At 73.5% G+C, this 20,118-nt stretch carries 17 protein-coding genes; 13 read left to right on the plus strand and 4 right to left on the minus strand.

Features of this window, described 5'->3' with window-relative positions; translation table 11 throughout:
• Positions 1-57 precede the first annotated feature (57 nt).
• Positions 58-891, plus strand: coding sequence for a class I SAM-dependent methyltransferase (locus ASF50_RS13690; RefSeq protein ID WP_056904788.1), 834 nt, complete (start codon positions 58-60; stop codon positions 889-891).
• Positions 892-918: 27 nt separating this feature from the next.
• Here ASF50_RS13690 and ASF50_RS13695 read toward each other — a convergent pair whose 3' ends face one another.
• The 3 genes from ASF50_RS13695 to mfd are packed head-to-tail and all read right to left on the minus strand — an operon-like array spanning position 919 to position 5,836.
• Complete coding sequence (locus tag ASF50_RS13695) at positions 919-1,581, minus strand: MazG nucleotide pyrophosphohydrolase domain-containing protein (RefSeq protein ID WP_056862119.1); 663 nt, start codon at positions 1,579-1,581, stop codon at positions 919-921.
• A 2-nt stretch (positions 1,582-1,583) separates the two neighbouring features.
• A complete protein-coding gene (locus ASF50_RS13700; RefSeq protein ID WP_056904789.1) occupies positions 1,584-2,258 on the minus strand; it encodes a hypothetical protein in 675 nt (224 codons plus the stop codon).
• A complete protein-coding gene (gene mfd, locus ASF50_RS13705; protein ID WP_056904790.1) occupies positions 2,255-5,836 on the minus strand; it encodes a transcription-repair coupling factor in 3,582 nt (1,193 codons plus the stop codon). The genes ASF50_RS13700 and mfd overlap by 4 nt, the downstream gene beginning before the upstream one ends.
• Before the next feature lie 206 nt (positions 5,837-6,042).
• Here mfd and ASF50_RS13710 point away from each other — a divergent pair, with 206 nt between their 5' ends.
• From ASF50_RS13710 to ASF50_RS13740, 7 genes are all read left to right on the plus strand, one after another.
• Complete coding sequence (locus ASF50_RS13710; RefSeq protein WP_056862116.1) at positions 6,043-7,194, plus strand: acyl-CoA dehydrogenase family protein; 1,152 nt, start codon at positions 6,043-6,045, stop codon at positions 7,192-7,194.
• Positions 7,195-7,213: 19 nt separating this feature from the next.
• Positions 7,214-8,353 (plus strand): acyl-CoA dehydrogenase family protein, encoded by a 1,140-nt coding sequence (locus ASF50_RS13715; protein ID WP_056904791.1) that lies wholly within the window; start codon positions 7,214-7,216, stop codon positions 8,351-8,353.
• Positions 8,354-8,385: 32 nt separating this feature from the next.
• Positions 8,386-9,339 (plus strand): phosphatase PAP2 family protein, encoded by a 954-nt coding sequence (locus ASF50_RS13720; RefSeq protein ID WP_056862114.1) that lies wholly within the window; start codon positions 8,386-8,388, stop codon positions 9,337-9,339.
• Positions 9,340-9,406: 67 nt separating this feature from the next.
• Positions 9,407-10,156 carry an SDR family oxidoreductase gene (locus ASF50_RS13725; RefSeq protein WP_056904792.1) on the plus strand — a complete coding sequence of 250 codons (750 nt, stop codon included), beginning with the start codon at positions 9,407-9,409 and terminating at the stop codon, positions 10,154-10,156.
• 62 nt (positions 10,157-10,218) lie between these two features.
• Positions 10,219-11,370: an acyl-CoA dehydrogenase family protein gene (locus ASF50_RS13730; protein ID WP_056862112.1), complete on the plus strand. Its 1,152-nt coding sequence runs from the start codon at positions 10,219-10,221 to the stop codon at positions 11,368-11,370.
• 44 nt (positions 11,371-11,414) lie between these two features.
• A complete protein-coding gene (locus tag ASF50_RS13735) occupies positions 11,415-12,353 on the plus strand; it encodes an alpha/beta hydrolase (RefSeq protein WP_056904793.1) in 939 nt (312 codons plus the stop codon).
• 81 nt (positions 12,354-12,434) lie between these two features.
• Positions 12,435-13,133 carry a hypothetical protein gene (locus tag ASF50_RS13740; RefSeq protein ID WP_056904794.1) on the plus strand — a complete coding sequence of 233 codons (699 nt, stop codon included), beginning with the start codon at positions 12,435-12,437 and terminating at the stop codon, positions 13,131-13,133.
• A gap of 474 nt (positions 13,134-13,607) precedes the next feature.
• On the opposite strand, the gene ASF50_RS13745 is transcribed toward ASF50_RS13740, so the two are convergent.
• The gene (locus tag ASF50_RS13745; protein WP_082503178.1) at positions 13,608-14,900 is read right to left on the minus strand and encodes a PucR family transcriptional regulator; all 1,293 of its coding nucleotides are present in this window, start codon (positions 14,898-14,900) and stop codon (positions 13,608-13,610) included.
• Positions 14,901-15,150: 250 nt separating this feature from the next.
• Here ASF50_RS13745 and ASF50_RS13750 point away from each other — a divergent pair, with 250 nt between their 5' ends.
• Genes ASF50_RS13750 through ASF50_RS13770 form a run of 5 tightly spaced genes read left to right on the plus strand, consistent with a single transcriptional unit; the run spans position 15,151 to position 20,117 of the window.
• On the plus strand, positions 15,151-16,014 hold the full coding sequence (locus ASF50_RS13750) for an ABC transporter ATP-binding protein (RefSeq protein ID WP_056904795.1): 864 nt from the start codon (positions 15,151-15,153) through the stop codon (positions 16,012-16,014).
• 1 nt (position 16,015) lies between these two features.
• Positions 16,016-16,720 carry an ABC transporter ATP-binding protein gene (locus ASF50_RS13755; RefSeq protein ID WP_056904796.1) on the plus strand — a complete coding sequence of 235 codons (705 nt, stop codon included), beginning with the start codon at positions 16,016-16,018 and terminating at the stop codon, positions 16,718-16,720.
• 27 nt (positions 16,721-16,747) lie between these two features.
• On the plus strand, positions 16,748-17,626 hold the full coding sequence (locus ASF50_RS13760; protein WP_056862107.1) for a branched-chain amino acid ABC transporter permease: 879 nt from the start codon (positions 16,748-16,750) through the stop codon (positions 17,624-17,626).
• Positions 17,626-18,777, plus strand: coding sequence for a branched-chain amino acid ABC transporter permease (locus ASF50_RS13765; RefSeq protein ID WP_082503179.1), 1,152 nt, complete (start codon positions 17,626-17,628; stop codon positions 18,775-18,777). Before ASF50_RS13760 ends, ASF50_RS13765 begins: the two co-directional genes overlap by 1 nt.
• Positions 18,774-20,117, plus strand: coding sequence for an ABC transporter substrate-binding protein (locus tag ASF50_RS13770; RefSeq protein WP_056862106.1), 1,344 nt, complete (start codon positions 18,774-18,776; stop codon positions 20,115-20,117). Before ASF50_RS13765 ends, ASF50_RS13770 begins: the two co-directional genes overlap by 4 nt.
• Position 20,118: the final 1 nt, after the last annotated feature.

Genomic DNA, 20,118 nt, shown 5'->3' on the forward strand with positions numbered 1-20,118 from the left:
CGACCCCGTCGTCTCGGGTGAGCCGCCCCGCCCGCTCGCCGGGCAGGATCGGTGCGCATGGAGCCCCTGCCCCCGCCCGAGACCCGCATCCGCCAGGTGACCGCCCTCTTCGAGGGTCTCGCCGACACCTACGACACCTCCGACGTCGCCTTCAGCGGACCGGTCGGCGCCGAGCTGGTGCGCCGTCTCGCCCCGCAGGCCGGGGAGCGGGCCGTCGACCTGGGGTGCGCCCGCGGCGCCGTCACCTTCCCGCTGGCCGAGGCCGTCGGCGCCGAGGGCCACGTCGACGCCCTCGACCTGGCGCCGAGCATGGTCGAGCTGACCGCCGGCGAGGCCCGGCATCGCGGCGCCTCCCAGGTCGAGGTCGTGCTCGGCGACGCGGTCGAGCCGCCGCTGGAGGAGTCGTCGTACGACGTGCTCGCCTCCTCGCTGCTGCTCTTCTTCCTGCCCGAGCCCGACGTCGCGCTCACCGCGTGGCGCCGACTGGTGCGGCCCGGCGGGCGCGCCGGCTTCACGACCTTCGGCACCTGGCCGCCGGCGTGGCGGGCGGTGCTCGACGTCTTCGACGACCACGCCCACCGCACGGGCCGGCGCAGCATGACCCAGGCCCCCGAGGTCGACGAGGACCAGGAGGTCACCGACTTCCTCACCGGCGCCGGCTGGAGCGACGTGGAGCACGCCACGCTCACCCACGACCTGGTCTTCGACGACCTCGACCACTGGCGACGCTGGTCGCTGACCACGTGGCTCACCGACGTGTGGATGCGCAGCCCCGTCGAGGAGCACCCCGAGATCCTCGAGCGCATCGGCGAGGTGCTCGAGGGCACCCGCGGCGACGACGGCCGGCTCCACCTGCACCTGGTGGTGCGCTACACCCTCGCCCGCCCCTGAGCCGACCCCGGACCCGCCCGGGCCGGCTCAGACCCGCCGTCGCACCGCGTCGCGCAGCGCCTGCTCGGGGTCGGCGCCGGCGGCGCGGGCCTCCGCGACCAGGCCCAGCAGCCGGTCGCCGAGGTCGTCGGGGTCGAGGTCCTCGACCGGTCGGCCCGCCCGGGCCAGCCGGTCGAGGGCCTTGTCGGCCAGCAGCAGGGCGGGCAGCGTGGCGGGCACGCCGTCGAGCAGCGCGGCGCGCGGCCTCTCCTCGGCCTTGATCCGCTGCCACGCGTCGTCGACCGACGTCGCGTCGTCGTGGGCGACCGGGTCGGGGCCGAAGACGTGCGGGTTGCGCCGCACCATCTTCTCGGCCAGGCCGGAGGCCACGTCGTCGAGGTCGAAGTCGCCGTGCTCCTCGGCCACCGCGGCGTGGAAGTAGACCTGCAGCAGCAGGTCGCCGAGCTCCTCGCGCAGGTGGGAGGCGGCCGCGTCGCGACGCCGGGGGTCGCCGGCGTCCTCGGCCGCCGCGAGCGCGTCGACGGCCTCGAGGGTCTCGTGGGCCTCCTCGAGCAGGTAGCGCGACAGCGAGCGGTGGGTCTGCTCGCGCTTCCAGGGGCACTCGGCGCGCAGGCGTCGCATCATCGTGCGGAAGACGAGCAGCGGCTCCTGCCCGCTCCCCTCCCGACCGGGCTCCCCGGCGCCCGCCACGCTCAGCCGCAGCGCTGCGACGCGGGCAGGGCGGCGACCTGCTCCGGGGTCAGCTCCCCGTCGAGCGCGGTGGCGGCCTCCCCGACGGCGACCGAGAGCTCGGGCACGGTGCCGGCCTCCTGGCTGGCCACGTCGATCGAGGCGAAGCGGGGGTTGGTCTCCACGCCGTTCTCGTCCTGCCACTGCTGCACCAGCCCGGTGGCCGCGGCTTGGGCCTCCTCGCCGCTGGTGCCCTCCTCCACCTGCGACGTCACCGCGCTGTTGAGCACGGCGGTGAAGAGGTCGGGCCCGGCGAAGACGGGCAGCACGTCGTCGACCAGGTCGGGGTCGGCGCCGGTCAGCCCCTCCCGGGTGGTCTGCTCGACCTGGCGGCGCGCGGCCGCGACGTCCACGTCGTAGTCGGCGCCGATCTGCTCGGCCATCGAGCCCAGCACCAGGCTGTAGAGCACCTGGTCGCGGAAGACGGCACCGGCGATCGGGGCCTGGCCCTCGTTGGACTCCAGCAGCTCGCAGGTGTCGGCGGCGTAGGTGTCGACCTCGCTCAGCGTGATGTCCTCGTCGCCGACCGTCGCGGCGACGCCCGGACGGATCGGGGTGTCGGCGACCCCGCAGCCCGCGAGCCCCGAGCCGAGGAGGACGACGGTGGCCAGACCGGCTGCCGGGCGGACGATCTTCACGTGGACTCCCGCGGGTCGATGATGGCGTCGATCACACTGCGGGCCCATTCAAGCAGGGCGATCCCGTCGATGGGCTTGCCACCCACGACCGCCGTCTGCGGCCGCGGCACGAGGATGGTGTCGACCCCGGTCTTCACGATGGCCTTCGGATACATCCGCATCAGCCGCACCACCCGCGACTCCGGCAGGCTCACCGGCGCGAAGCGGACGTTCTTGCCGGCGACCGTCACCTCGCCCACGCCGGCCTGACGGGCCCGGGCGCGGAAGCGGGCCACCAGCAGCAGCGACACGACCACGACCGGCGGCTCGCCGTAGCGGTCGAGCAGCTCCTCGTTGATGGCGTCGACGTCCTCGTCGGTGCGCACCTCGGCCAGGCGCTTGTAGATCTCCAGGCGCAGGCGCTCGCTGGGGATGTAGTCGTGGGGCAGGTGGGCGTCGACGGGCAGCTCGATGCGCACCTCGTCGAGCTCCGGCTCGCCCTCGCCCTTGAACTCGTGGACGGCCTCGCCGACCAGGCGCACGTAGAGGTCGAAGCCGACGTCGGCGATGTGGCCCGACTGCTCCCCGCCCAGCAGGTTGCCGGCGCCGCGGATCTCCAGGTCCTTCATCGCGATCGCCATGCCGCCGCCCAGGTCGGAGTGCTGGGCCAGCGTGGCCAGCCGCTCGTGGGCGGTCTCGGTGAGCGGTTTCTCCGCGGGGTAGAGGAAGTAGGCGTAGGCCCGCTCGCGGGAGCGGCCCACGCGCCCGCGCAGCTGGTGCAGCTGGGAGAGGCCCAGGGTGTCGGAGCGCTCGATGATCATGGTGTTGGCGTTGGAGACGTCGAGGCCCGACTCCACCAGGGTCGTGCACACCAGCACGTCGAAGCGCTTCTCCCAGAAGTCGAGCATCACCTGCTCGAGCTGCTTCTCCCCCATCTGCCCGTGGGCGGTGGCCACGCGCGCCTCGGGCACCAGCTCGCGGATGCGCGCGGCGGCCTTCTCGATCGACTGCACCCGGTTGTGGATGTAGAAGACCTGGCCCTCGCGCAGCAGCTCGCGGCGCACGGCCGCCACCACCTGGCGGTCCTCGTAGGCGCCGACGTAGGTCAGCACGGGGTGGCGCTCCTCGGGCGGGGTGGTGATGGTCGACATCTCCCGGATGCCGGTGATCGCCATCTCCAGGGTGCGCGGGATCGGCGTGGCCGACATCGACAGCACGTCGACCGACGTGCGCAGCCGCTTCATCTGCTCCTTGTGCTCCACCCCGAAGCGCTGCTCCTCGTCGACGATGATCAGGCCCAGGTCCTTGAAGCGCACGTCGCGGTTGAGCAGGCGGTGGGTGCCGACGACGATGTCGATCGAGCCGTCGGCCATCCCCTTCATCACCTCGGCGGCCTCCTTGTCGCTCTGGAAGCGGCTCAGCGCCCGCAGCACGACCGGGAAGCCGCTCATCCGCTCGGCGAAGGTCGACAGGTGCTGGGTGACCAGCAGCGTGGTCGGCACCAGCACGGCGACCTGCTTGCCGTCCTGCACGGCCTTGAAGGCCGCCCGCACCGCGATCTCGGTCTTGCCGTAGCCCACGTCGCCGCAGACCAGCCGGTCCATGGGCACGACCTGGCGCATGTCGGCCTTGACCTCGTCGACCGTGGTCAGCTGGTCGACGGTCTCCTGGAAGGGGAAGGCGTCCTCGAGCTCGCGCTGCCAGGGGGTGTCGGGGCCGAAGGCGTGGCCCTTGGTGGCCTGGCGCGCGGCGTAGAGCTTGATCAGCTCGGCGGCGATCTCGCGCACGGCCTTGCGGGCGCGGCTCTTGCGCTTGGACCAGTCGGCGCCGCCGAGCCGGTCGAGGCTGGGCTGCTCGCCGCCGACGTAGCGGGTGACCTGGTCGAGGGCGTCGGCGGGCACGTAGAGCCGGTCGGCCGGACCCCCGCGCTTGGAGGCGCCGTACTCGAGCACGAGGTACTCGCGCACCGCTCCCCCGGCCTCGCGCTGCTTCATCTCGATGAAGCGGCCCACGCCGTGCTGCTCGTGCACGACGAAGTCGCCGGCCTTGAGCTCGAGGGGGTCGATCTGCTTCTTGCGCCGCGCCGGCATCTTGCGCATGTCGCGCGTGGAGGACTTCTGCCCCGAGATGTCCTCCCCGGTCAGCAGCACGAGGCGGTTGCTCTCGTCGACGAAGCCCTGGGTCAGCGAGCCGCAGGTGACGGTCACGACGTCGGGGCCCAGCTCACCGTCGAGCCGCGCGGGCACGTCGTGCTCGCCGAGGGCCTCGACCATGCGGTTGGCCGGACCGTGCCCGACGTGCACCACGACGGTGCGGAAGCCCGCGGCCCGCCAGCCCTCGAGGTCGGTGATGGCCTTCTCGACGTCGCCGCGGTAGGCGTCGACCGGGTGGGCCGGCAGGGCCCGGGTCGGCACGCCGGCGTCGCTGGCGCTCATGCCGGTGGCGGTCTCGGCGTCGTCGGCGATGCCGAAGGGGCTCATCGTCCACCACGGCTTGCGCTGCTCGAGGCTGGTCAGCCTCACCTCGGCCAGGTCCTGGTACGACGCAGCGCCCAGGTCGACCGGGGCGGTGCCCCCGCCGGCCGCGGCGGCCCAGCTCGCGCCGAGGAACTCCTCGCTGGTCGCGACCAGGTCGTGGGCGCGGCGGCGCGCCCGCTCGGGGTCGAGCACCAGCACGTGGGTGTCGGCCGGCATCAGGTCGACCAGCAGCTCCATCTCGTCGACCAGCACCGGGGCCAGCGACTCCATGCCCTCCACCGCGATGCCGGCGGCGATCTTGTCGGTCAGCTCCAGCAGCTGCGGGTGGCTGCGGCCCAGCTCGGCGGCCCGCTCGCGCACGGCGTCGGTGAGCAGCAGCTCGCGGCACGGCGGCGCCCAGAGCCGCTCGACCTTCTCGAGGGTGCGCTGGTCGGCGACGGAGAAGCTGCGGATCTCCTCGACGTCGTCGCCCCAGAACTCCACGCGCAGCGGGTGCTCCTCGGTCGGCGGGAAGACGTCGACGATGCCGCCGCGCACGGCGAACTCGCCGCGCTTCTCGACCAGGTCGACCCGGCTGTAGGCCGCGTCGGCCAGGCGCCGCACCACGTCGTCGAGGCCGGCGGCCTCGCCGCTGACCAGCTCGACGGGCTCGAGGTCGGCGAGGCCCGCGACCTGCGGCTGGAGCACCGAGCGCACCGGGGCCACGACCACCTTGAGCGGTCCGTTGGAGGCGTCGGTGCCGGGGTGACGCAGGCGGCGCAGCACCGCGAGGCGGCGCCCGACGGTGTCGCTGCGCGGGCTGAGCCGCTCGTGGGGCAGCGTCTCCCAGCTGGGGTAGTAGGCCACCGTCGCGGGGTCGACGAGGTCGCCGAGCGCCCCGACCAGGTCCTCGGCCTCGCGGGCGGTGGCGGTCACGGCCAGCACCGTGCGGCCCTGGGCCACCAGGCCCGCCACCACGAAGGGTCGCAGCGCCTCCGGCCCGGTGAGGTCGAGCGCACGCAGGGCGCCGCCGGCGGCGTCGGCCAGCACCTCGGACAGCGTGGCGTCGGCGAGCACGGCCTGCGCCAGCGCCGTGACCGCGGGGCTGGTCGACGGGGCGGGGGGAAGGACGGTGGTGGTCACGAGGCTCCTCGACTGACGGGCGTCACCCACGACGACGGCCCCCGGTCGAGACGACAGGGGGTGGTGACCGTCCCAGTCTAGGTCGCACCACCGACGACGGGATCGTCTGCGGCCCGGACGGGTGGGGGCGGGCAACCACCGGGAGGCCATGATGAGATCGGCACCACAGCACTGGGCCCCGCGGGGGCCGCGACGAGAGGCGTGACATGGAGCTGCAGCTGACGGCCGAGGAGCAGGAGTTCCGCGCGGAGATGCGCGACTTCTTCACCACCAAGGTCTCCCAGGAGATCCGCGACGCGGTGGCGGCGGGCCACGAGCTCACCCGCGAGCAGATCGTGGAGGCCCACCAGACGCTCAACGCGGCCGGCCTGGCCGTGCCGCACTGGCCCGAGGAGTGGGGCGGTCGTGGCTGGAGCCAGATCCAGCGCCACATCTGGAACGAGGAGATGCAGGCCGCCGCGGTGCCGCCGCCGCTGGCCTTCAACGCCTCGATGATCGGTCCGGTCATCGCGCAGTTCGGCAGCCAGGAGATCAAGGAGCGCTTCCTGGCCAAGACCGCCAACCTCGACATCTGGTGGAGCCAGGGCTTCTCCGAGCCCGACGCCGGCTCCGACCTCGCCGGCCTGCGCACCACCGCGGTCCGCGACGGCGACGACTGGGTCGTCAACGGCCAGAAGACCTGGACCACGCTGGGGCAGTACGGCGACTGGATCTTCACCCTCGTGCGCACCGACCCGGAGGTGAAGAAGCAGAAGGGCATCTCGATGCTCCTCATCGACATGACCTCCCCCGGCGTCGAGGTGCGGCCCATCGAGCTCATCGACGGCGGCCACGAGGTCAACGAGGTGTGGTTCAGCGACGTGCGCGTGCCGGGCGAGAACCTCGTCGGCGAGCCCGGGCAGGGCTGGACGATGGCCAAGTTCCTGCTCGGCAACGAGCGCGTCGGCGTGGCCCCCGTGGGCTCCACCAAGCGCCGCCTGGCCCGGGCCAAGGAGCTGGCCGGCGAGCAGGCCCACGACCCGCTGACCGCGGCCCGCATCGCCGAGCTGGAGAACGAGCTGCTCGCCCTCGAGCTCACCGCCCTGCGCGTGGTCGCCCACTCCGCCGGCAGCGAGCCCCACCCGGCGAGCTCCGTGCTCAAGCTGAAGGGCACCGAGCTGCAGCAGGCCGTGAGCGAGCTGCTCGTCGACCTCGCCGGGCCCGGGTCGCTGGCGTCGGGCGCGGGCGACGACAGCGCGCTGCCCGACTGGGCGCGCCACGCGACCCCGTCGTACCTCAACCTGCGCAAGGCCTCCATCTACGGCGGCTCGAACGAGATCCAGCGCCAGATCATTTCCCGCACGATCCTCGGCCTCTGAGCCGGGCAGGAGACTCATCATGGACTTCACCTACGACGACGAGCAGGACGCCCTGCGCGACGCGGTGCGCGGACTGGTCGGCCGGGCCTACTCCGACTTCGAGCAGCGCCGCCAGACCACCAAGGCCGACCCGGGCTTCTCGGAGAAGGTCTGGACCCAGCTGGCCGAGATGGGCGTGCTGGGCCTGCCCTTCAGCGAGGACGACGGCGGGGTCGGCGCCGGGCCGGTCGAGATCTCGATCGTGGCCCAGGAGCTCGGCCGCGTCATCGCGCCTGAGCCCTACCTCACCAGCGTCGTGCTCGCCGGCGGGCTGGTCTCCGCGGTCGGCACCACCGAGCAGCGCGGCGAGGTGCTCGGCGCGCTGAGCGCCGGCGAGAGCGTCCTGGCGCTGGCCCACGACGAGCCCGGCTCGCGCTGGAGCGCCTCGGCCGGCGCGGTCACGGCCGCCGAGGAGGGCGGCTCCTGGACGCTGAGCGGCGTCAAGGAGCCGGTCGTCCACGGCGCGCGCGCCGACCTGCTCGTGGTGAGCGCCGCGCTGCCCGACGGCGGCACCGGCCTCTTCCTCGTCGAGGGCTCGGCCGCCGAGCGCACCGACTACCCAACCTACGACGGCGGCCGCGCGGCCAAGGTGACCTTCTCCGGCACCGCCGCGACGCCGCTGGGCGAGGCGGGGCGCGACGTCACCGCCAGCATCGCCACGGTCCAGGACATCGGCCGGATCATGGCCTGCAACCAGGCCGTCGGCGCGATGGAGGTGGCGCTGCGCACCACCACGGAGTACCTCAAGAGCCGCAAGCAGTTCGGCGTGCCGCTCAACACCTTCCAGGCGCTCAACTTCCGCGCCGCCGACATGTACGTCTCCCTGGAGCTGGCCACGAGCCTGACCCAGTGGGCGACCATGGTGCTGGCCACCGGCGACGCCGAGGCCACCCGTGACGCCGCCCACCGCGCCTCGCTCCAGGTGAGCCGGGCCAGCCGCCACGTCGGTCAGGAGGCGATCCAGCTGCACGGGGGCATCGGCATGACCGCGGAGTACTCCGTGGGCAGCTACGTCTCGGTCCTCACCGCCCTCGAGCGGCTCCTCGGCGACGGCCAGCACCACCTCTCCGCCCTGGCCGGCGGCATCGGCGACTACGGCTCGATCGACCCGCTTCCCTGACACCGGTGGGAGGGGTCCTTAGGATCCCTCCCATGACGGGCACCGCCGAGGACACCACCCGCTCGGCACCCCCGGGCCTGCCGCCGACCACGAGCCGGGGCCCCCGGGCCCTGGCCATGGCGGTCTACGCCGTGCTGCTGGTGCTGTGGAGCGAGCTCCTCGGCATCCCCAACGACACCGTCCAGGTGTTCGTGTGGCTGTGGCTCGGCACGATCGCGTGGAACGTGCAGGCCCCGTGGCGCTACCACCTGCTGTTCCTGCGCGACTGGTCGCTGCCGGTCATCGGCCTGGTCGTCTACTTCTACAGCCGCGGCCTCACCGACGAGCTCGGCCTCCCGGTGCACGTGCGGATGCCGATCACCGTCGACGAGTGGCTCGGCGGGGGCGTCACGCCCACCGAGCGCCTCCAGGACGCGTGGTGCGGCGACCCGTGCCTGCGCGAGAGCCCGCCCCGGTGGTACGACGTCGTCCTGACCACCGTCTACGCCTCCCACTTCCTCACCGGCCTGACCATCGCGGCCGTGCTGTGGGTGCGCAACCGCACCCAGTGGGTGCGCTGGATGCGCCGCTTCCTGGCCATCAACTTCGGCGCCCTGGTCATCTACGTCGTCTACCCGATGGCCCCGCCGTGGATGGCCTCCGAGCAGGGCTACCTCGGCGAGGTCACCCGGATCACCGGCCGCGGGTGGGCCGACCTGGGCCTGGGCCGCTTCGACCTGGTGCTCCAGGGTGTCGGCAACCCGGTCGCCGCCATGCCCTCGCTGCACGCGGGCATCACGTTCCTCGTCGCGCTCTACGGCGTGGGCCACCTGCGCACCCGCTGGCGCTGGCTGCTGCTGCTCTACCCGCTGCTGATGTCGGTGGCCCTGGTCTACTACGCCGAGCACTACGTCGTCGACGTGGTCGCCGGCGGGCTGCTGGCGGGCCTGGTGCTCGCCGGCTCCACCTGGTGGGAGCGCCGCCACGAGCGCCCCACCCCCGCCTGACCCCCACCCGCCTGACCCCCACCCGACTGACCCACACCACCGACCGAGACACACGAGAGGCACCACCGTGCGAGGACTCCAGGGCAGGACCGCCGTCGTCACCGGCGCCAGTCGCGGCATCGGCCTGGCCGTGGCCCAGCGGCTGGTCGCGGAGGGGGCGCGGGTCTGCGTCACCGCCCGCAAGCCCGAGGCGCTCGAGGAGGCCGTCGCGAGCCTCGGCGGCCCCGACCACGCGATCGGCGTGGCCGGCAACGCCGGTGACGCCGCGCACCGCGACGAGGCGGTGGCCCGCACCCTCGAGGCCTTTGGCAGCGTCGACCTGCTGGTCAACAACACCGGCATCAACCCCGCCTACGGCCCGCTGATGGCGCTCGACCTCGACGCCGCCCGCAAGATCGTGGACGTCAACGTGGTCGCCGCCCTCGGCTGGGTGCAGGTCGCCCACCGCGCCTGGATGGGCGAGCACGGCGGTGCGGTGGTCAACGTCGCCTCGGTCGCGGGCGTCAGCAGCGCCCCGGGCATCGCGATGTACGGCGCGAGCAAGGCGATGCTCATCCACCTGACCAAGGACCTCGCCGTCGAGCTCGGCCCGTCGGTGCGGGTCAACGCGGTCGCCCCCGCGGTCGTGAAGACCCGCTTCGCCGAGGCCCTCTTCGAGGGCCGCGAGGAGGAGGTCGCCGCGACGTACCCGCTGCGCCGCCTCGGTGTGCCCGACGACGTCGCGGGCGCCGTGGCGTTCCTGCTCTCCGAGGAGGCCTCCTGGCTGACCGGGCAGACCGTCGTGCTCGACGGCGGCGTCACCCTCGCCCACCGCTGAGCACGGTCCGCCCGCCGGGACCGGGACTGTGACGGCGACCACCCGTGGGTCAGGATGAGGTCATGGACCTCTCCCTGAGCGACGAGCAGCAGAGCTTCCGCGACACCGCGCGGGCCTTCCTCGACAAGGAGGCCGTGCCCCACCGCATCCAGTGGGACCGCGACGAGTCGGTCGACCTCGCGATCGTGCCGAAGATGGCCGAGCTCGGCTTCTTCGGCCTGACCATCCCCGAGGAGTACGGCGGGCTGGGCGGCGACTACGTCACCTACGCCATCGCCATGGAGGAGCTCGGCCGCGCCGACTCCGCCCTGCGGGGCATCGTCTCGGTCAGCAGCGGCCTGGTCGGCAAGTCGATCCTGTTCTTCGGCAGCGAGGAGCAGAAGCAGGAGTGGCTGCCGCAGCTGGCCACCGCCTCGAAGCTGGGCTGCTTCGGGCTCACCGAGCCCGGCACCGGCTCCGACGCCGGCAACCTGACCTCGCGCGCGGTCAAGGACGGCGACGACTACGTCCTCAACGGCCAGAAGCTGTTCATCACCAACGGCACCTGGGCCGACGTCGCCCTCGTCTTCGCCCGCACCAGCGACGACGGACCCCGCGGGGTCACGGCGTTCCTGGTGCCCACCGACACCCCCGGCTTCGAGGCCCGCGAGATCAAGGGCAAGCTCGGGCTGCGCGGCCAGGCCACGGCCGAGCTGTTCCTCTCCGACGTGCGCGTGCCGGCCTCGGCCGTGCTCGGCGAGGTCGGCAAGGGCTTCAAGATCGCCATGAGCACCCTCGACAAGGGACGGCTGGCGGTCGCCGCCGGCTGCGTCGGCATCGTGCAGGGGTGCCTGGAGACCAGCGTCGACTACGCCCTCAACCGCACCCAGTTCGGCAAGCCCATCGCGGGCTTCCAGCTGGTGCAGGACATGATCGCCGACATCTCCCTCGACGCCGACGCCGCGCGCCTGCTGGTGTGGCGCTGCGCCGACCTCATCGACCGGGGCGAGCCCTTCGGCACCGCCGCCTCCAAGGCCAAGCTGTTCGCCTCCGAGGCCGCGGTGCGAGCGGCCAACAACTGCATCCAGGTGCACGGCGGCGCGGGCTACGTCGACGAGTACCCCGGCGCGAAGTACCTGCGCGACGCCCGGGTCATGACGCTCTACGAAGGCACCAGCCAGATCCAGAAGCTGCTCATCGGCCGCGCCGAGACCGGCATCAACGCCTTCGTCTGACCCCTCCCGCCGCACACCCTCCACCCCTGACAGGAGCACCCTCCGTGCCGCTCGACCCCCAGCTGGCCACCCTGCTGCAGTTCCTCGCCGACTCCGGCGCGCCGTCGATGTCGGAGGGCACCGCCGAGCAGGCGCGCCACGACTTCCGCACCCTCGCCGTCGACCTGCGCGACCCCGCGGTGCTCCCGGAGGTCGAGCGGGTCGAGGACGTCGAGGTCCCGGGCGGCGACGGCCCGCGGCCCGCCCGGGTCTACCGCCCGGCCTCCGACGGCCCGCTCCCCACCGTGGTGCTGCTGCACGGAGGGGGCTTCGTCGTCGGCGACCTCGACACCCACGACCTCTACGCCCGCTGCGTCGCCGACGCGTGCCACGCGGTCGTGGTCTCCGTCGACTACCGCCTCGCCCCCGAGCACCCGTTCCCGGCCGCCGTCGACGACGCCGTCGCCGCCACCCGGTGGGCCTCCGAGCACCTCGCCGACCTCGGCGGCAACGACGTGCTGGCCGTCACCGGCGACTCCGCCGGGGGCAACCTCTCGGCGGTCGTCACCCAGGTGATGCGCGACGAGGGTCGCCCGCTCGACGCGCAGCTGCTCTTCTACCCCGCCACCGACCTGGCCGGCAGCTACCCCTCCACCACCGAGAACGCCGAGGGCTACTTCCTCGACCAGGCCACCATGCTGTGGTTCGGGGCGCACTACGTCGGCTCCGGCGGGGGCGAGGTGGTTGGGTCGCCGCGCTTCTCCCCCATGCTCGGCGACAAGGCGGGGCTGCCCCCCGCCGTCGTCGTCACCGCCGAGTTCGACCCGCTGCGCGACGACGGCAACGCCTACGCCGAGGCCCTGGCCGCGGCCGGCGTGCCGGTCGAGCACCGCGTCTTCCCCGGCCTCATCCACGGCTTCGTCGACATGGGACGCCACTCCGCCGCGGCCCAGGCCGCGGTGGACGAGTCGCTCGCGCTCTTCCGGGGGCTGCTGCACCGCTGACCAGGGAGGGCCGAGCAGAGCTGTGCGGCCCGAGCGGGGAGGAGCGGCCCAGGCGTGAGCGCCGGCGGGTAGCGTCACGCCATGCGCCTGCGCCCGTTCCTCGCCCCCGTTGCCCTGTGCCTCGCCCTCGTCGCCACCGGCTGCTCCTCCGACGACTCGGCCGACGGCCCCTCCGAGAGCTCCCCGGAGACCTCCGCCGCGTCGTCGCCCTCGGCATCCGCCTCGGAGCCGTCGGAGACCTCGGAGCCCGACACCGACACCGAGACCGACACGCAGGAGGTCGCGACCGACCAGGTCGCCTTCGACGTACCCGGGTCGTGGGTGACGGTCGACGCGGCCGAGGCCTTCTCCGGCGACGACGCCACCGAAGACCCGGTCGTCCAGGACCTCGCCGAGCGCCTCGGCGTCACCCCCGAGCAGGCCGTGCAGACCTTCGCCCAGATGGACCTCATCGTCACCAGCGACGGCGAGCGTGACGCGGGTGTCCTGACCAACCTCAACGTCGTGCACGTCCCCGGGGCCCTCCCCACCGAGTCCGCCGCGCGGGCCGAGCTGAAGCAGATCGGCGCCACCATCACCTCGATCGAGGCCGTCGAGACCGGTGCCGGCGACGCCCTCCGTGTCGCCTACACCCTGGAGGCCGGTGGCGGCCAGGTGCGATCGCAGGCCCTGGCCGTCGACGTCGACGGGCAGCTCGTGACCATCACCGTCACCGCCGGCACCGAGACGACCAGCGACGAGCTCACCGACCTGGTCCTCGACTCCCTCACCGCCGCCTGACCAGCCGCTCCACCCAGCCGTCGGTGCCGCCCGGCGACCGGCCCGTGGGTCGGCGTCGGTGACCGACCGACCGGAAGTGGCGGGAGACGACACCTCCAAGCGGCCCTCCACCCGTCGTACGCCGCCACTCCCCGGACGACCCACCCCAGGACACGAGGCGCCCGCGCGTGACGGGTCGGCAGCGCGCGCGGTGACCGACCGACCGGGAGTGGCGGGAGACGACACCTCCGGCGGCCCTCGACCGGTGGTACGCCGCCACTTCTCGGGCGGGCCACGCTACGGCGACCGGCAGACCGACCGCGCCCTGCGCACCAGCACGCCGTCTCGGATCCGCGACGACCACGACACCCGGGCGACGACGTCACCCGCCGCGCCACCGAGGGCGGGACCACCGGCGGGACCACGCGCCGCCTCAGGCGCTCCGTCGCCCGAGACCTCGACCGACTGCTCGAGCACCCGGGGGGACCGACGTCGTCAGCGGTCGTAGGCCAGCAGGGCGAGCTCGAGCATCAGCTTGTCCCGGGGGTTGGCGAGGTGGCGGCCGGTGAGGGCCTCGATCTGCTTGAGGCGGTAGATGACGGTGTTGCGGTGGCAGAAGAGCTCCTCCGCGGCGTGGGTCGGGGAGCCGTCGTGGCGCAGCAGGGCGCGCAGGGTGTCGACGAGGGTCGTGAGCTGGGCCTCGGGCTGGTTCAGCAGGTCGCCGAGGGTCTCGCGCAGCAGCAGCGGCGCGACCTGGGGGCTGCCCGCCAGCAGCACCTCGGGGAGCCGCTCGGAGACCGAGACCACCTGGGGCCGGCCGCGCGGGAGGGTCTCGGCAGCGCGGGTGGCGAGCTGGTAGGCGGCGGCGAAGCCGGCGATCCCGTCGGGGCAGCCGGCGACGCCGACTCGACCGGCCGCGTGCGGCGCGAAGACCTGCGCCAGCCCGGGCTCGTCGGGCAGGGGGCCGGCGAGCAGGCCGAAGTGGGCCCCGGCGCGGACGTGCCACACCGCGGTGACCCCGAGCCGCTCGAGGCCGTCCTCGGCCAGCGTGAGGGCGTCGTCGAGCGAGCCGTCCTGGAGCGCGACCACGCAGGCGAGGTCGGCGTCGCCGCGGATGCCCAGCACCGCGAGCGCCTCACCGGCGAAGTCGGGATCGGCGCCGCGGCCCTCGAGCAGCGCGTCGAGCACGGTCTGCTGGCGCTGGAGGTCCTGGCGCTGGAGCCGGCGCGCCTCTCGGCGGTAGGCGTCGATGAGCACGGCGTTCTGGATGTCCAGGTCGGCCCAGACCCCCCGCCCGGCGAGGAGGAGCACGGCGTCGTCGACCCGCAGGTCGGCGGGGCCGGTCGAGGAGCGCTCCACGAGCGCCTGCCACAGCACCCGCGCACCGAGCGTGTAGGCGTTCAGCACGACCTCCAGGGGCACCCCCTGGCGGGCGCGCCGCCGGCCGGTCTCCCGCCACACGTCGCGCGCACCCTCGCCCCCCGGCTGCGCGCTGCCGCTGAGGATCTCCAGCCCTCGCCGGATGTGCATCCGGGTGCTCTCGCGCACGTCGAGACGCAGGTCGGGCCCCACGCGGTCGTAGACCTCGGCGTCGCGCTCGAGCAGGGTCAGCGTGATCTGGTCGGCGATGCGGTCGGCGTCGTCGACCAGCAGCCGCCAGGCCCGACGTACGTCGGCCGTCGTGGCGCGGTCGAAGCCGACCGGGTCGGGGGCCGGCCACGCCGACCGGCGGCCGGGGGCCCGCTCGGCGGCCCCGGGGGAGGCGCCGGGTCGCCCAGAGGAGGACACGGGACGACGTTCGCACTCCGCGCACAATCTTGACCAGCCCTTGACCCCGATCACTGCGTTGGATCCAAGGATCTTTGTGCTCCGCGCCTAGTGCACTTCCTGTGCGCTGCGACCAAAGTGGTGGCCGTCACACCGGGGCCCCACCCTCGACCTGGTCGACACCGTCCTCCCGCGGCGCCACCCCGCCGCGCGCGACCGACCCGCGACCGACCTGCGACGACCCCCGCCGACCCCCCGACGAAAGGGCGCGATGTCCGCGACCTCCTCCCCCGCTGCGCCGTCCCCCGGGGCCGCCTCGGCCACCGGCCCCGTGCTTGAGCTGCGCGACGTGACCGTCACCTTCGGCGGCGTCACGGCCCTCTCGGGCGTGGGCCTCGCCGTCCGTCCGCACCAGGTGCTGGGGGTCATCGGCCCCAACGGCGCCGGCAAGACGACCCTCTTCAACGTCGCGTGCGGCTTCGTCACCCCCGACACCGGCACGATCGTGCGGGAGGCTCGCGAGCTGGGCCGCCTGCACGCCCACCAGCTGGCCGGCCTCGGCATGGCCCGCACGCTGCAGGGCCTCGGCCTCTTCGACCGGATGAGCGTGCTCGACAACGTCGTCGTGGGCGCCGACCGCCACGCGAGCGTGGGGTTCCTGGGCTCGTTGCTCGCCCTGCCCCGGGCGGCCCGCGAGGAGCGTGAGCTGCGCGAGCGGGCCCGCGCCGTGCTCGAGGAGCTCGGCATCGCGGCGTACGCCGACCGCTACCCGCCCAGCCTGCCCTACCCCGTGCGCAAGCGGGTCGCCCTCGCCCGGGCGCTGGCCGCCGAGCCGACGCTGCTGCTCCTCGACGAGCCCGCCAGCGGGCTGTCCGCCGACGAGATGGACGAGCTCGGGGACCTGGTGCGCAGCCTGACCGACCGGATGTCGGTGATGCTCGTGGAGCACCACATGGACCTGGTCATGCGGGTCTGCGACGAGATCACGGTGCTCGACTTCGGCCGCGTCATCGCCCACGGCACACCGGCCGAGGTCCGCGACGACCCCGCCGTGCTGGCCGCCTACCTCGGCGAGGTCGTCGGCGACGAGGACGCCCCCGGCGCCCTGCCCGCGACGACCGAGGGAGGTCGCTGACGTGCTGACCCTCCACGAGCTGTCGACCAGCTACGGCCCCGTCAAGGCGCTGCAGCAGGTCTCCTTCACCGCCCGCGAGGGCGAGATCACCGCCGTCCTCGGGGCCAACGGCGCCGGCAAGACCACGCTGCTGCGCACGGTCTCGGGCCTGCAGCGCGCCGACTCCGGCACCATCGAGCTCGAGGGCAGGCGACTCGGCAAGGTCGCGGCCGACCGGATGCCCGGGCTCGGCATGGCCCACGTGCCCGAGGGCCGCGGCGTGATCACCGAGCTGACCATCGAGGAGAACCTCCGCCTCGGGGGCCTGGGACGCGGGCGCCGCGTGCAGCCCGCCGACCTCGACCGCGTCTACGACCTCTTCGCCATCCTGGGCGACCGTCGGGCGGCGCTGGCCCACACGCTCTCGGGTGGGGAGCGGCAGATGCTCGTCATCGGCCGCGCGCTGATGGCCGGGCCCCGGATGCTGCTGCTCGACGAGCCCTCCCTCGGCCTGGCCCCGCGCATCGTCGCCCAGATCTTCGACCTGCTGCGCGGGCTCGTGCAGACCGACGGGCTGAGCGTGCTGCTCGTGGAGCAGAACGCCCGCAGCGCCCTGTCGGTCGCCGACCACGGCGTCGTGCTCAACCTCGGCCGTGTGGTGGCCGACGACGACGCGGCCACGCTGGCGGCCGACGACCAGCTCCGACACGCCTACCTCGGGTTCTGACCCCGTGCGACGAGAAGGAGAGACCTCGTGCAGCAGCTGCTGAACACCGCCCTCGGCGGTCTGACCCTCGGCATGGTTTACGCCGCGTTCGCGCTGGCCCTCGTGCTGATCTTCCGCTCCACGCGGATCGTGAACTTCGCCCAGGCGCCGATGGCGATGGTGACCACCTTCATCGCCCTCACCCTCATCGACGCCGGCTACTCCTACTGGATCGGCTTCGCCGCCGCCCTGCTCGCGGGCCTCGTGCTCGGCGCGGTCGTCGAGCGGGTGCTGATCCGCCCGGTCGAGGACAAGCCGGAGATCAACGCCGTCATCCTCACCCTGGGCCTCTTCATCGTGCTCCACGCCCTCGCGGCCGTGGTGTTCGGCAACGCCTACCGCTCCTTCCCCGCGCCGTTCGGCATCCGCGGCTTCGAGGTCGGCGGCAGCACCATCGCGCTGACCGGCTTCGGGGTCTTCACCATCGGCGCGGTCGTGGTGGTGATGGCGCTGCTGGTGGCGCTCTTCCGCTTCACCGACGTGGGCCTGCGCATGCGGGCCGCGGCCTACAACCAGGAGGTCGCCCGCCTGCTGGGCGTCAGGGTCGGGCGCATGCTCACCCTCGGCTGGGCCCTGGCGGCGCTGGTCGGCTCCCTGGCCGGCATCCTCATCGCCGGCGGCAGCCTGGTCCACCCGGGCTACATGGACTCCGTCGTCGTCTACGGCTTCGTGGCCGCCGTGCTCGGCGGCCTGGAGAGCCCCATCGGCGCGGTGGTCGGGGGCCTGACCCTCGGCGTCTCGCTCAGCTTCGTCAGCGGCTACGTCGGCTCCGAGCTCGTCGCCCTGGCCGCCCTGGGCATCCTCATGCTGGTCCTGACCCTGCGACCCGGGGGCCTGTTCTCCCAGGCCGCGGAGAGGCGCGTCTGATGCCCGCGAAGCTGCAACGCCTCTGGCGCGACTCCGTCCTGGGTCGCCACGTCCTCGTCGCGCTCGTCGGCCTGCTGGTCGTCCTGCTGCTGCTCGAGACGGTCAACGACTTCCGGGCCATCCAGCTCTCCTCGATGGCCTACCTCGGCATCGCCGCGGGCGGGCTGACCATCCTCACCGGCCTCAACGGCCAGATCTCGCTGGGCCACGGGGCGCTCATGGCGATCGGGGCCTACACCGCGGCCCTCATGCTGCCCGACCGCGACGCCTCGACGCCGCTGCCGCTGGTGGTGCTGGTGTCGGTGCTCGTCACGCTCGCGGTCGGTACGGCGGTCGGCGCGGCCGCCGCCCGTCTCCACGGCCCCTACCTCGCCGGCGCCACCCTGGCCCTGGCCGTCGCCGTGCCCGGCATCGCGCTCTACTTCGGCGAGACCCTCGGCGGGGAGCAGGGCCTGCGGGTCTCGATGCCCGACGTGCCGGTCTGGGCGCTGGACGCGGAGTACCTCCTCACCGGCACCGAGATGACCCGCAGCGGCTGGGTCGCCCTCATGGCGTGGACCACCCTCGCGGTCACCTACGTGCTGCTGGCCAACCTCTCCCGCGGCCGGGTCGGCCGCCGGTGGCGCGCCGTGCGCGACGGCGAGGTCTCCGCGGAGCTGGCCGGCGTCCGGCTGGGCCGCTCGCGGGTCTCGGCCTTCATGGTCAGCGCCGCCGCGGCGGGGGCGGCCGGCGCCATGCTGGCCTTCACCGTGCGGCTGGCCGCGCCCAGCGGCTTCACGCTCACCCTCAGCCTCACCCTGCTCACCGCGGTGGTCCTGGGCGGTCTGGGCAGCCTGGGCGGCGCCCTGGTCGGAGCGGCGCTGCTGACCTTCCTGCCGCCCTTCGTCACCAGCGTCGGCAGCGACGCCGGCCTCAGCGACCTGCGGGCCGCCGAGCTGGCGCCACTCGTCTACGGCCTGGTCATGATCGCGGTCATCCTGCTCGCCCCGGCCGGCATCGCCGGCTCCTTCCGCGCCTGGCGCATCCGCCGCCAGGCCCGGGTCGCCCTTGCCCCGGCGCCGGTCGCGGCCAGCACCACCGGCACGACCGGCACCCCCGACTCCCCCACCCGCAGCACCGTCCCCACCTCCTCGAAGGGAACACCCACATGACAAGACGAGCCAGGCTCATCGGCCCGCTGGCCGGACTGGTCGCCGCCTCCACGCTGCTCGCAGCGTGCGGCGCCGGCGGCGACCGCGAGTCCGACGGGGGCGGAGGTGACAGCGGCGGGTCGACCGACATCGGCGTCACCGACGACACCATCACCATCGGCGCGCACTTCCCGCTGACCGGGGTCGCGGCCCCGGGCTACAGCGAGATCCCGCTGGGCGCCGCGGCGTACTTCGACTACGTCAACGCCGCCGGCGGCATCAACGGCCGCCAGATCGACTACATCGTGCGCGACGACGGCTACAACCCCACCAACACCAGCACCGTCACCAACGAGCTGGTGCTCCAGGACGAGATCTTCGCGATGGTCGGCGGCCTCGGCACCCCGACCCACAGCGCGGTCGTGGACTTCCTCAACGACGAGGGCGTGCCCGACATGTTCGTCTCCTCGGGCTCGCTGCAGTGGGGCGACGACGTCGAGAACCGGCCCTACACCTTCGGCTGGCAGCCCGACTACGAGATCGAGGGCAAGATCATCGGCCAGTACGTCGCCGAGAACATGCCCGACGCCAAGGTCGGTCTCTTCCTCCAGGACGACGACCTGGGCGCCGACGCCGAGGTCGGGGTGCGCCAGTTCCTCGACGAGCAGATCGTCGAGGTGCAGCGCTACACCTCCGGCAACACCGACGTGGGCCCGCAGATCGCCGCGCTCCAGTCGGCCGACGCCGACCTCGTGCTGTCCTTCAACACCCCGTCCTACACCGCGCTGAGCCAGCTCGTGGCGCTGCGGCTGGGCTACGAGCCGCAGTGGTTCTACTCCAACATCGGCTCCGACCCCGAGCTCGTCGGCTCCCTGCTCTCGCGCTTCTCCGAGGGCGCGGTCGAGGGCGACAACTCCTCCCTCGACGGGATCCTGACCTCGGAGTACATCCCCGGCGTCGAGGACACCGACAACCCGTGGACCCAGCTGTGGCAGAAGGTCTGGGACCAGGAGGGCGAGGAGGGCGAGCTGAGCAACTTCCGCATCTACGGCATGTCCAGCGCCTACGCCTTCGTGCAGACCCTGGCCGCGGCCGGCGAGGACCTCACCCGCGACGGCCTCGTCGAGGCCCTCGAGGAGTCCGGCGAGTCGCTGGAGGGCCCGCAGCTGGCGCCCTTCCGCTACTCCGCCGACAGCCACCTCGGCATCTCCGGCGTGCAGCTGGTCGAGCTCAACGGCGGCGCCAGCGACCCGATCACCCCGGTGCTGGTCACCGACATCGGCGACGCCCCGATCGAGGAGGACAGCTCCGGCCAGGCCGACGACGCCCCGCCGGAGTCCGGCATCCCCGAGGCGCCCTGAG

Source organism: Nocardioides sp. Leaf307, assembly GCF_001423135.1.
Lineage (GTDB): Bacteria > Actinomycetota > Actinomycetes > Propionibacteriales > Nocardioidaceae > Nocardioides > Nocardioides kribbensis.

What these genes read in the sequence shown, in the direction of transcription:
- ASF50_RS13690 (WP_056904788.1), top strand. Translation starts at nt 58, where the DNA reads ATGGAGCCCCTGCCCCCGCCCGAGACCCGCATCCGCCAGGTGACCGCC.
- ASF50_RS13710 (WP_056862116.1), top strand. Translation starts at nt 6,043, where the DNA reads ATGGAGCTGCAGCTGACGGCCGAGGAGCAGGAGTTCCGCGCGGAGATG.
- ASF50_RS13715 (WP_056904791.1), top strand. Translation starts at nt 7,214, where the DNA reads ATGGACTTCACCTACGACGACGAGCAGGACGCCCTGCGCGACGCGGTG.
- ASF50_RS13720 (WP_056862114.1), top strand. Translation starts at nt 8,386, where the DNA reads ATGACGGGCACCGCCGAGGACACCACCCGCTCGGCACCCCCGGGCCTG.
- ASF50_RS13730 (WP_056862112.1), top strand. Translation starts at nt 10,219, where the DNA reads ATGGACCTCTCCCTGAGCGACGAGCAGCAGAGCTTCCGCGACACCGCG.
- ASF50_RS13740 (WP_056904794.1), top strand. Translation starts at nt 12,435, where the DNA reads ATGCGCCTGCGCCCGTTCCTCGCCCCCGTTGCCCTGTGCCTCGCCCTC.
- ASF50_RS13750 (WP_056904795.1), top strand. Translation starts at nt 15,151, where the DNA reads ATGTCCGCGACCTCCTCCCCCGCTGCGCCGTCCCCCGGGGCCGCCTCG.
- ASF50_RS13765 (WP_082503179.1), top strand. Translation starts at nt 17,626, where the DNA reads ATGCCCGCGAAGCTGCAACGCCTCTGGCGCGACTCCGTCCTGGGTCGC.
- ASF50_RS13770 (WP_056862106.1), top strand. Translation starts at nt 18,774, where the DNA reads ATGACAAGACGAGCCAGGCTCATCGGCCCGCTGGCCGGACTGGTCGCC.